Source organism: Roseivirga sp. UBA1976, assembly GCF_002336325.1.
GTDB lineage: Bacteria > Bacteroidota > Bacteroidia > Cytophagales > Cyclobacteriaceae > Roseivirga > Roseivirga thermotolerans.
Genome location: NZ_DDDQ01000157.1, coordinates 21,039 through 31,205, shown reverse-complemented (window position 1 = coordinate 31,205; position 10,167 = coordinate 21,039). Strand labels below are relative to the sequence as shown.

The window sequence follows — 10,167 nt, the reverse complement described above, 5'->3', positions numbered from 1 at the left end:
GGATATTGTTGTTAATGGATTGCTTTTTGGCCTGTTACTTTCTGTACTAATAGGTCCGGTATTTTTTGCACTCATACAAAACTCTATTGAGAAGGGGTTTTCTTCGGGGCTTTTTATGGCCATGGGTATTGCCCTTAGCGATAGCTTTTATATTGTGGTTACATACCTGGGGGTATCGCAACTGGTAGATAATGCCTCTTTCAATATTTGGTTAGGAGGAATTGGCGGGAGCATTATGTTGGTGTTTGGTACAATTTACCTACTTAAACCTGTGCCCCAGAAAGGACTCAGGCAAAAGCATCAGGAGTCTACCAAATGGTTTCAGCAAATATTAAAGGGGTTTTTCCTCAACGGGATTAACCCCTTCGTGTTATTTTTCTGGCTGGGCATTATTAGCAAGGTTACACTGGACTTTAAGTATACCAATGGTGAGGCGATCTCCTTTTTTATTGTACTCATAGCCACTGTGTTTATGGCCGATGTGGCCAAGTCTTATTTTGCCACCAAACTAAGTCAAATAGTAACGCCAAGGTTTATGAAGATAATGAACCGGGTGGTGGGGTTGGCTTTGTTACTCTTCAGTGTAAAGCTTTTCAATTTTGTGCTCGAGCAAAAGGGGATGGCCTTGTTTTAATTTCATAACTGTAGCCAGGGCAGGGAGTTTTAGTCTTCCAGTATGTTGCTCACAAAAGTGCTTTTAGAAGCTAAGAAGAGTAAGAAAAACAGAAGGCCCCACTTCACGTAAATGGGGTAAAAGTCGGTGGTGTTCTTATAGCGCGTCTCTTTAATTTCTGCCTTTTCGTATTGGTCAATAAGCTCAAAAACATTAGCCAGAGCTTCATTGTCAGAAACCCGATAGAACTGCCCGGAACCAATTTTGGCAATTTCTCTAAGAGTAGTCTCGTCTAGGGTGTTTTCTACATAGTTGGTTCTTCCAAAGAAGTCTTTACCATAAGGTACTTTGCCTTCTTTACCTATGCCAATGGTGTATATTTTAATGTCATAAGCTGCGGCCAACTCTGCGGCCGTTATAGGATCAATGTTTCCGGCCGTGTTGTCACCGTCCGAAAGAAGTATCATTACTTTGCTGGCTGCTTCCGACTCGCGCATGCGGTTGGTGCCCACTGCTATGGCACTGCCAATGGCTGTGCCTCGGTTTTCTATTTTATTAAAGTCAATCTCCTCATCGATAAACTTATAGAGCAGTTCATAGTCTGTAGTTAGCGGTGAAAGCGAGTAGGCATCGCCCGAAAAGATGACTAAGCCTATTCGATCCTGGCTTCTGCCCGAAATAAAATCACGTGCCGTGCGCTTGGCGGCTTCCAGTCGGTTAGGTTTAAAATCTTCAATTTGCATAGACTCCGAAATGTCTATGACCAGGGCAATGTCAATTCCCTCAGACCATTGTTCTACCAGTTCATTGGTGCGTTGCGGTCGGGCCAGGGCAATCAACAGCATCAGCAGTGTCAGCGCCATAAGTGCGTTGGGTATAAATCGCAGATAGCTGGTCCAGTGTTTCTGAATCTCCTTTTTGGGAAGAGCTACGGGAAGTTTTTGTTTTACCCGGGTGCCTATCAGCCACTTAAGTAAGAAAAGCAGTAGCACCACAGGAATGGTGTAAAACACAAAGAAGAACTCCCAGTCGAACGACTTAAAGGCTGATGGAGTGAACCATTCTAGCGAAAACCACTTGTAAACCGACTCGTCAAGCATTCTTAATTTCTTCCGTTATGTGGTTGTACCTGTCAATCGAATAATCTTTAAGAAATTCGAAATCGTTTTGCAAAGCACTTACTGCAATAGGGCTGTAAATGTTTCTGTCTATAGACTTGAGTGTTTCTTCCAGCGAAGAATTCTGCTGAATTTTTACTATTTCTTTTGTCGTTAACTTAGTAAAGGGCACTTGCTCCAGCGATTCCATGTAGGTTTTCCAAAATTTAAGTAACGACTCAATTTTGGTCTTGTCTGTTTCTGAAGAAATGGCCTCAATCTCTCGGTCAAATTCAGCCTGAAATTTCTCAAGCTTCTTTTTAAGCCGGTATAGCCTAATTCGTTTTCTTATCTCCTTGCCCCAAACAATGAGAACTACCAGGCAAATCAGACCCAGCAAAACTAGTCCTATAGTCCAGTAGGGGTAGTTAAACTGTAAAGACACCGGCTGAAAAGCATTGGTTTCGGCCAGGTTTACACTGTCGGGCATTTGGGTTACCACCTGGTTCAATACTATGGAATCTTTGGCGCTATAAACCGGTATGCTGTCTTTGCCGGTAAATACAAACACGGGAAGGGCCAAAAACTGAACCGTATCAATTTCAAAAGTGGCCAGGTAATACACCGCACTATCAATACTGTTTATGGTATCGGATCGGGTGTCGAAGTAGGCTTTGTCTAACAGCTCAAAGGGAGCAAAATTGAAGAGTGAATCGGGGAAAATAACCGGTCGGTTCTTTCTGTCTTTATAGCTGAGCGAATAAGCCACCGACTCCCCGATTTTAACACTGTCTTTGAGAAAATAGCCTATGGGCTTGGTTTCCTGTGCCTGAGCCAGGGACCATGCCAACGAAAAGAAAATCAGAAATACTGCTACCCTTCTAGTCACGTTTCATCGTTTTGTTTCTGATCTTGAATAGCTTTATGAGTTGAGGAACGTAGTTGTCTTTGGTGTTTATTTCCAGATAATTGATCTGATTCTTTCTGCAGAATCTTTCCAGCTCCCCTTTGTTTACGGTATATGTTTTTTCCAGTTTTTTTCGGAAGTCTTTAGAAGAGGTGTTTACCCAAACCGTTTTTTTGCTCTCCTGGTCATACACAGGTACTATACCCAGGTTGGGTAATTGTGTTTCCCGATCGTCTTTGAGATGAAGAACCACCAGATCGTGCCGATTGGCCAAAAGTCTGAGGCTTTGTTCATAGCCTTCGTCAATAAAATCGGAGATGAGCAGAATAACGCTCTTCTTATGAATGATTTCCAGAGCCTTTTTAATGGCCATGTCTATGTTGGTACGAGACGACCTGGGCCTACTGTTATACAATTCATGAATTATGGCATAGCCGTGTTTAATTCCCTTGCCCGACTTCACAAACTTTTCTTTCTGATCCGAAAAGCTCAGAAGTCCAACTCTGTTTTGTTGTTTTACCGCAGCTAGAGTTAATACACCGGTAATTTCCTTGCCCACATCTACCTTTTGAGCACCCGGGGTTCCAATTTCCTGTGAGGCACTAACATCGAGCAGAAAAAAAACAGTTTGTTCTTTTTCTTCCTTGAAGGTTTTTACAAAGGTGCCATGACCTTTGGCCGAAACGTTCCAATCGATGGTTCGGGTGTCATCACCGTACTGGTATTCGCGCACACCATCAAACTCAAGACCAGAACCCTTAAAGATGGAGTGAAAATCGCCCTGCATCCTTGAGTTAATGGCTTTCCTGATTTGTATTTCGTACTTCCTAAGCTTGGAAATGATGTGCTCCATAATGAAGGCCTAAAAATATGATTTATTTGATTCCAGCCGCTTTTTGAATGTCTTAATTTTGGTTAATTGCAAGCCGGCTACCAACATAACTCTTACCTTTGCAAGTCGTTGTAATAACGAGGCGAAAATAAACGGCTTCATACATGGCAAAAAAGCTTTTTTTACTGGCGGTTACATTCTTACTGGTGGCCTGCAAAAAAGAGGAGACCATACCCAGCGGTATCTTAACCAAAGAGCAGATGGTTGATCTAATGATTGACATTCGCATGGCAGAGGGCAAGGTAGGCACAATTTCGCTGAGTGCCGACTCGGCCAAGGTGCTTTATAAAGCCCTTGAGAAAAGAGTGTTGAATGCACATGGGTTAGACTCTGCCAGTTATGTAAAAAGCTATAATTTCTATTTAACAAGGCCCGAACTATTTCTCGAGGTGACAGATATTGTACTCGACAGTTTGAAGGCCCGAAACTCCAAACAATACAGTAGTAACTATTAAATGCTATACCCTTCTAATCTTGAGCTTAAATTAGGTTTCGATAAAATCAGAGAAAGCCTTAAAGAGGCCTGTGAAAGCAACCTAGGGAAAAGTTTTGTCGACAAAATCCGTTTTTCATCCGATAAGAACAGTATTGACAAATGGCTTAGCCAAACCGATGAGTTTGTGCAGATCATTGAATCGAAAGAGCTGTTTCCTAACTCCAACTATATCGATATTTCTCCGCTTTTCGGTAAAATAAGGGTAGATAACTCCTACCTGCTAGAGGAGGAGTTGTTCGATGTTATTTTGAGCCTAAAGACCTTAAACAAGTGTCTGGATTTTTTTCAGCAAAAGAGAGAATCTTACCCACATTTGGTAGAACTCACTTACCCTATTCTGTTCGATGAAGATTTGCTCTGGTCGCTGGCCAGAGTCTTTGACGAACGGGGTAAGCTCAAAGACAATGCCTCCGACAGGCTCTATGAAATACGGAAGGGTATACTTTCAGAAAAGCAGCGGTTGCGCAATGTGCTCGACAGCATTATTACACGAACCAAAAAGGAAGGTTATACTCCGGAAGATGTATCGGTAACTATTCGGAATGGGCGAATGGTAATCCCTGTTTTGGCCGAATACAAAAGGAGAGTAAAAGGGTTTATTCATGGAGAATCGGCCACAGGACAAACGGTTTACCTGGAGCCTACAGAAGTATTTGCCATTAACAACGAAGTGCAGGAACTGGAGTATGCCGAGCAGCGCGAAGTGGTGCGCATACTCATGGAATTGACCAGCTACCTGCGTCCGGAGATTGAAAACCTGCGGCAGTACATGCAGTTTCTTGGTCTCATAGATTTTATCAGAGCCAAGGCTCGCTTTGCGATAATGATAGATGCTCGTAAACCACAGTGGTCAGAAAAAAGGGAGTTTAACTGGCAGGTGGCTCAGCACCCTTTACTTCTTTTAAAACATAAAGAACTGGGCAAAGCAGTAGTGCCTCTCAATATTTATCTGGAACCACAAAAACGCATCTTAATAATTTCAGGGCCCAACGCAGGAGGAAAAAGTGTGTGTCTGAAAACCGTTGGCCTTTTGCAGTATATGCTGCAGTGTGGGTTGTTGGTTTCGGTACACGAAAGCTCTCGCTTTACTCTGTTCAAAGACCTGTTTATTGATATTGGCGATGAACAAAGCATTGAAAACGATCTAAGTACCTATAGTTCGCACCTCATAAGCATGAAACATTTGCTGGGACATGTAAACAAACAGAGTCTTTTTCTGATCGATGAATTTGGAACAGGTACAGAACCCCAGTATGGAGCAGCCATTGCCGAAGCCATTCTTATGGAGTTAAAGGCAAGCAAAGGCATGGGTGTAATTACCACTCATTATGGGAATTTAAAGGAGTATGCCGATAAGAACGAGGGGTTGGTGAATGGTGCCATGAAGTATGACCTCAAGAATTTGCAACCTCTATACGAACTTGAGATTGGTAAGCCGGGCAGCTCTTTTGCTTTAGAAATTGCCGGTAAAATAGGCTTACCCAACCAAACCATTGAAAACGCCAAAAAGCGAATAGGTATTGAGCAGGTGTCTTTTGACCAAATGCTGGGGCAACTTCAAATTCAACAACGCGAACTGGAGCTTTCGGAGAAAAAGGTGAAAATCAGAGAAAAAGAACTGGATGAGCTTACGGCACAATATGCGCAGCTAAAGGAGCATATTGAACGGCAGGAAAAGAAAATACTCAATGAGGCTAAGCAAAAAGCCAATGCCATTGTAAAAGAAGCCAATAAGGAGGTTGAGCGGGTTATTCGCGAAATTCAGGAGAAAAAGGCTGAAAAAGCAGCCGTTAAAAAGCAACGCGAAAAGCTGGAAAAACTAAAGCAGGAAACCACTGTTGAACAAGAGTACGAATTGGCCAGAGCCCAAAGCGAAGCCATTGCCATTGGAGACTATGTGAAGCTCAAGGGTCAGGATACCATTGGACAGGTGGTGAATATAAAAGGCAAAGATGCAGAACTGAGCATAGGAGAACTCACTTCGTTCGTAAGACTTAACAGGCTAGAAAAGGTGACCAGAAAAGCCTATAAGCAGCAAGGGCAGTCTGGTGGCTTTTCCGGTTATGACTATGCCTCTAAACAGGCGGAGTTTAATAGTAAAATAGACCTGAGAGGAATGCGTGCCGAAGAGGTTATTCCTTTGCTGTCTTCCTGGCTAGATGAGGCCATTTTATTAGGAATAAGAGACCTGCAAATAGTACATGGTAAGGGAAATGGCGTGTTAAGGCAAGTAACCCGAGACCATTTAAAGAACTATAAAGAAGTAGCTTCGGTAAAAGACGAACATGCCGACAGAGGAGGGGCAGGTGTTACGCTGGTTACACTCAAGTAAGTAAAAACAGCGCGTATGGTGAAAGCTTATGAGGCTACCTCCAGATTATCTTCTTGTTCAGGTTTAGACTTGCTTTTTGCGTTTTCCTTATCTGACAGATAAGCCAGAATTCTTTTTCTGATTTCCGGTATAGAAAGGTTCGAGTCTATGTAGCCATTTCTGATGATAGATATTTGCCCTGTTTCTTCAGAAACAGCCAGTATTAAGGAATCGGTAGCTTCTGACATTCCCAGGGCAGCTCTATGGCGCATACCAAAATTTGCAGGCAAGTCGCGTTCACTCACAGGAAGAATACATCGTGCAGCCAGAATTTTTCCTTCATAAATAATAATGGCACCATCGTGAAGCGGACTGTACTTATTGAATATGGAAATGAGTAACCTTTTGGAGAGCACCGCATCAAGCCGGTCGCCACTATCGGCATAAAACTTAAGCTCTGAGTTTCGGGAAAAGACCATGAGCGCACCGGTGTTGGTAGAAGAAAGGCTCTTGGCGGCTTCAATAATGGGGGTAATATTAAACGGTTCTCTAGCTTCTTTTCTCTTCCAGATCATAACGGTTTGTATGAGCCCGTCTTTTCTAAAGGTAGTTTTACCCAGTACGATCAAAAACTTTCTAATTTCTTGCGAAAAGATAATGATGGCTGCTAACACACCCACGCCCATAAATTGACCTAAAATACCGGCCAATAGCTCCATTTCTGCAGCCCGTACCACCAAGTAGGCCAGGTAAAGAACCAAAAAGCCTATGAGCACTCTTACGGCTACACTACCCTTCAATAGTTTGTATACCTGATAAAGCAACACGCTCACCAGTAGGATATCCAATATGTCTATCCACCGTATGTCAAGAAATCCTATTTTAAAAGCGAATATCAAGGGTTTAGTGCTTTATAAAGGTCAATGGTTTGTTTGGCTTCTTTTACATCGTGCACCCTCAGTATAGAAGCTCCCTGCTGCAGAGCGGCCATGTGCAAAGCCGTGGTGCCGTTGAGAGCTTCTTCAGGTGAAATGCTTAGTTTTTTATAAATCATCGATTTGCGCGATATTCCTACCAAAAGAGGTAGGCCAAGTCTTTTAAGATAACCTAAATTTCGCAGTAATTCATAGTTCTGCTCCATGCTTTTGGCAAAGCCAAAGCCGGGGTCTACCACAATATCGGCAACTCCCAGTTGCTGTAGTTGTTCCACAGCTATTCTTAGTTCCTTGCCAATATCGATCAGGAGATTATCATACACATTCTTTGAGTTCATGGTTTGAGGAGTGCCTCGCATGTGCATTAGTATATAGGGCACCTTCAGGTTTGCTACTTCTTGCCACATGTCCTCATCGAGTGAGCCCCCGCTTACATCGTTAACAATGTGAGCCCCTGCACATACAGCCTGCCGAGCCACAACCGAGCGAAAGGTGTCTACCGAAAGAAGTGCTTCGGGAAACTTAGTCGCAATCAGGTTTAGAGCTGTGGTAACACGTTTTATTTCCTCTTGTGGTAATACCTCTGCCGCACCGGGGCGTGTAGAATAACCGCCTATGTCCAGAATTAATGCCCCTTCGGTGAGCATTTGTTCAGCCTTTTTGAGAATGGCCGTTTCCTGGCTCACCCGGCTGTCCGAATAAAAAGAATCTGGGGTAACATTAATGATCCCCATTACCTGAGGCTCTTCCAAACTCACCAGATTTCCATTGATGTTCAATGTGGATTTAACCTCAAATAACTTATCTTTCGCGCTCAAGAATTCTGTCGACTTTAAATAATCAGCACCTTGGAGGAACAAACGGTAGGCGAATATAAAGAAGTTATTAAGGCCTGTAAAGACATATTTTTGAAGAAGGCCAAAGACTATGGAACGGCATGGAGAATATTACGGCTTTCTTCTATAACTGATCAGATTTTTATCAAGGCGCAGCGCATTCACTCGGTTCAAATGAAAGGCCAACAATTGGTTGAAGATGACCTGGAGGGTGATTTCATTGGAATCATTAACTATTGTGTGATTGCACTCATGCAAATGAACCTGACCGATAAAGATCCGTTGGAAATGGAGGTTGAGGTGCTGGAAAAACTGTATGACAAGTACGTGGAGGAAACTCTGGCCCTGCTAATGAATAAAAACCATGATTATGGTGAGGCTTGGCGCGATATGCGGGTCAGCTCAATGACAGACATAATTCTTATGAAGTTGTTGCGTGTAAAGCAGATTGAAGATAATAAGGGCAAAACCATTATCTCTGAAGGTATCGATGCCAATTATATGGATATGATCAACTATTCTGTATTTTGTCTCATACTAATGGGATTCGTAAAATCATGAAAATACTTAACTCAATTGCCCGCTATTTAGTGGGAGGGCTTTTTATCTTTTCTGGCCTTATTAAAGTAAACGACCCTGTGGGTACTCAAATAAAGCTGGAAGAGTATTTCACAGTTTTTGCAGTAGACATAGCTCCCTTCTTCGATTCGCTAAAGCCCCTGGCTTTGTTTTTTAGTATACTGCTTTCTACTCTTGAGGTGGTTCTGGGTATAGCCATTCTCATAAAGTATCGGGAGAAACTAGTTACTTCTTTACTGTTGGGAATGATTGTGTTCTTTACGTTTCTTACCTTCTACAGTGCCTATTTTAATAAAGTGACCGATTGCGGTTGTTTTGGTGATGCTATTAAGCTTACTCCGTGGCAGTCGTTCATTAAAGATATTATTCTGTTGGTGTTTATTGTTGTGCTATTCATCAACCGCAAGGTTAACAACAATCCTAATCCTTCCGGCAAACGTCATTTAGTGATTGGGCTGTCTACGGTGTTCTGTCTTACGGTGGCCTATTTATCTATTAACCACCTTCCGTTTATCGATTTTAGAGCTTACAAAGCAGGCACTGTGATTCCAGAGGCTATGATGCCCCCTGCGGATGACCCCAACCAGGTGCCAAAAATTACGAATTATGCCCTTTGGGGAGACGAGGACGATTTTACCATGGAGTCGCTGTCGGGTAAGAAACTATTGGTGGTGGTGCACGATGTAGAGCATACGGAGCGCAGAGCCTATTCCATGTTGAACAGTCTGATCAGCTCAATTGAAACCGAAGTTGGCGTTGCGGCCGTTACAGCATCGGCAGGGCCAGAGTTTGAGAGCCTGCGCCACGATGTTCAGTTGGCAGTTCCTTACTATTACTCCGATAAAACGTTGTTGAAAACAATGATTCGCTCCAACCCCGGATTAGTGCTGTTAAAAGATGGAGAGGTCATTAAAAAGTGGCACTATAACGATATCCCCTCAGCAACCGAATTGCTCAATGTCCTGAATAAGTAATGAAGACTATTCCTGGAAATATCTTTTTGGTAGGCTTGGCAGGCTCGGGGAAAACCACTTTGGGTAGCCAGCTTGCAGAGCGATTAAATAAAACCTTTGTAGACCTTGACCATGCCATTGTTTCAAGAATTGGCATGAGCATTCCCGAGTATTTTGAGCGGCAGGGCGAAGGGAATTTTAGATTGCAGGAAAAGGAGGCTCTTCATGAGATATGCGCCACGCAAGAGAATTTTGTAATGGCCACAGGGGGAGGTGCTCCTTGCTATCACTTCAATATAGATACCATGAATGAACACGGCACCACTGTGTATCTAGATGTGAGCCCCGGTGACTTAGCCCTAAGAATACTGGAAGAGGGTGTTGAAAAACGACCAATCTTTAAGAGTTACGATCAGCAGGATTTAATTCAGGAAATAAGAGCGCTTAAAGAGACCCGCGAAAGCTTTTACAAACAGGCGAAAATAAAAATTCGAGATAATCAGATCACGGTAGAAATGATTATCTCGAACCTTCATTAAAGTGAGTGG

11 protein-coding genes are annotated in these 10,167 nt (G+C 43.0%); 6 read left to right on the top strand and 5 right to left on the bottom strand.

Going from position 1 to position 10,167, the window contains the following annotated elements:
• A partial coding sequence (locus tag B3763_RS16010; RefSeq protein ID WP_349676590.1) for a LysE family translocator occupies window positions 1-634 on the top strand: 634 nt, incomplete at its 5' end.
• A 29-nt stretch (window positions 635-663) separates the two neighbouring features.
• Here the strand turns inward: B3763_RS16010 and B3763_RS16005 are convergent.
• From B3763_RS16005 to B3763_RS15995, 3 genes are read right to left on the bottom strand one after another with little or no spacing between them, the layout of a single operon-like run.
• On the bottom strand, window positions 664-1,713 hold the full coding sequence (locus B3763_RS16005; protein WP_189630373.1) for a vWA domain-containing protein: 1,050 nt from the start codon (window positions 1,711-1,713) through the stop codon (window positions 664-666).
• Window positions 1,706-2,599, bottom strand: coding sequence for a LapA family protein (locus B3763_RS16000; protein WP_189630374.1), 894 nt, complete (start codon window positions 2,597-2,599; stop codon window positions 1,706-1,708). The genes B3763_RS16005 and B3763_RS16000 overlap by 8 nt, the downstream gene beginning before the upstream one ends.
• Window positions 2,592-3,470 carry a DUF58 domain-containing protein gene (locus B3763_RS15995; RefSeq protein ID WP_286747769.1) on the bottom strand — a complete coding sequence of 293 codons (879 nt, stop codon included), beginning with the start codon at window positions 3,468-3,470 and terminating at the stop codon, window positions 2,592-2,594. The genes B3763_RS16000 and B3763_RS15995 overlap by 8 nt, the downstream gene beginning before the upstream one ends.
• 143 nt (window positions 3,471-3,613) lie before the next feature.
• Between B3763_RS15995 and B3763_RS15990 the strand changes: the two genes are divergently transcribed.
• Entirely contained in the window at window positions 3,614-3,964 is a 351-nt protein-coding gene (locus B3763_RS15990; protein ID WP_286747767.1) for a DUF4296 domain-containing protein, read from the top strand.
• Entirely contained in the window at window positions 3,965-6,337 is a 2,373-nt protein-coding gene (locus B3763_RS15985; protein WP_286747766.1) for an endonuclease MutS2, read from the top strand.
• A gap of 26 nt (window positions 6,338-6,363) precedes the next feature.
• Here the strand turns inward: B3763_RS15985 and cdaA are convergent, their stop codons facing one another.
• Together cdaA and folP are read right to left on the bottom strand one after the other, a co-directional pair.
• The gene (gene cdaA / locus B3763_RS15980) at window positions 6,364-7,215 is read right to left on the bottom strand and encodes a diadenylate cyclase CdaA (protein WP_286747763.1); all 852 of its coding nucleotides are present in this window, start codon (window positions 7,213-7,215) and stop codon (window positions 6,364-6,366) included.
• Window positions 7,212-8,069, bottom strand: coding sequence for a dihydropteroate synthase (gene folP, locus B3763_RS15975; protein ID WP_229838645.1), 858 nt, complete (start codon window positions 8,067-8,069; stop codon window positions 7,212-7,214). Before folP ends, cdaA begins: the two co-directional genes overlap by 4 nt.
• Before the next feature lie 30 nt (window positions 8,070-8,099).
• Between folP and B3763_RS15970 the strand changes: the two genes are divergently transcribed.
• The 3 genes from B3763_RS15970 to B3763_RS15960 are packed head-to-tail and all read left to right on the top strand — an operon-like array spanning window position 8,100 to window position 10,158.
• The gene (locus tag B3763_RS15970) at window positions 8,100-8,648 is read left to right on the top strand and encodes a DUF1599 domain-containing protein (protein ID WP_286747761.1); all 549 of its coding nucleotides are present in this window, start codon (window positions 8,100-8,102) and stop codon (window positions 8,646-8,648) included.
• Window positions 8,645-9,640: a DoxX family protein gene (locus tag B3763_RS15965; RefSeq protein ID WP_286747759.1), complete on the top strand. Its 996-nt coding sequence runs from the start codon at window positions 8,645-8,647 to the stop codon at window positions 9,638-9,640. The genes B3763_RS15970 and B3763_RS15965 overlap by 4 nt, the downstream gene beginning before the upstream one ends.
• On the top strand, window positions 9,640-10,158 hold the full coding sequence (locus tag B3763_RS15960; RefSeq protein WP_286747757.1) for a shikimate kinase: 519 nt from the start codon (window positions 9,640-9,642) through the stop codon (window positions 10,156-10,158). Before B3763_RS15965 ends, B3763_RS15960 begins: the two co-directional genes overlap by 1 nt.
• Window positions 10,159-10,167: the final 9 nt, after the last annotated feature.

What these genes read in the sequence shown, in the direction of transcription:
- B3763_RS16005 (WP_189630373.1), bottom strand. Translation starts at nt 1,713, where the DNA reads ATGCTTGACGAGTCGGTTTACAAGTGGTTTTCGCTAGAATGGTTCACT.
- B3763_RS15995 (WP_286747769.1), bottom strand. Translation starts at nt 3,470, where the DNA reads ATGGAGCACATCATTTCCAAGCTTAGGAAGTACGAAATACAAATCAGG.
- B3763_RS15990 (WP_286747767.1), top strand. Translation starts at nt 3,614, where the DNA reads ATGGCAAAAAAGCTTTTTTTACTGGCGGTTACATTCTTACTGGTGGCC.
- B3763_RS15985 (WP_286747766.1), top strand. Translation starts at nt 3,965, where the DNA reads ATGCTATACCCTTCTAATCTTGAGCTTAAATTAGGTTTCGATAAAATC.
- B3763_RS15965 (WP_286747759.1), top strand. Translation starts at nt 8,645, where the DNA reads ATGAAAATACTTAACTCAATTGCCCGCTATTTAGTGGGAGGGCTTTTT.
- B3763_RS15960 (WP_286747757.1), top strand. Translation starts at nt 9,640, where the DNA reads ATGAAGACTATTCCTGGAAATATCTTTTTGGTAGGCTTGGCAGGCTCG.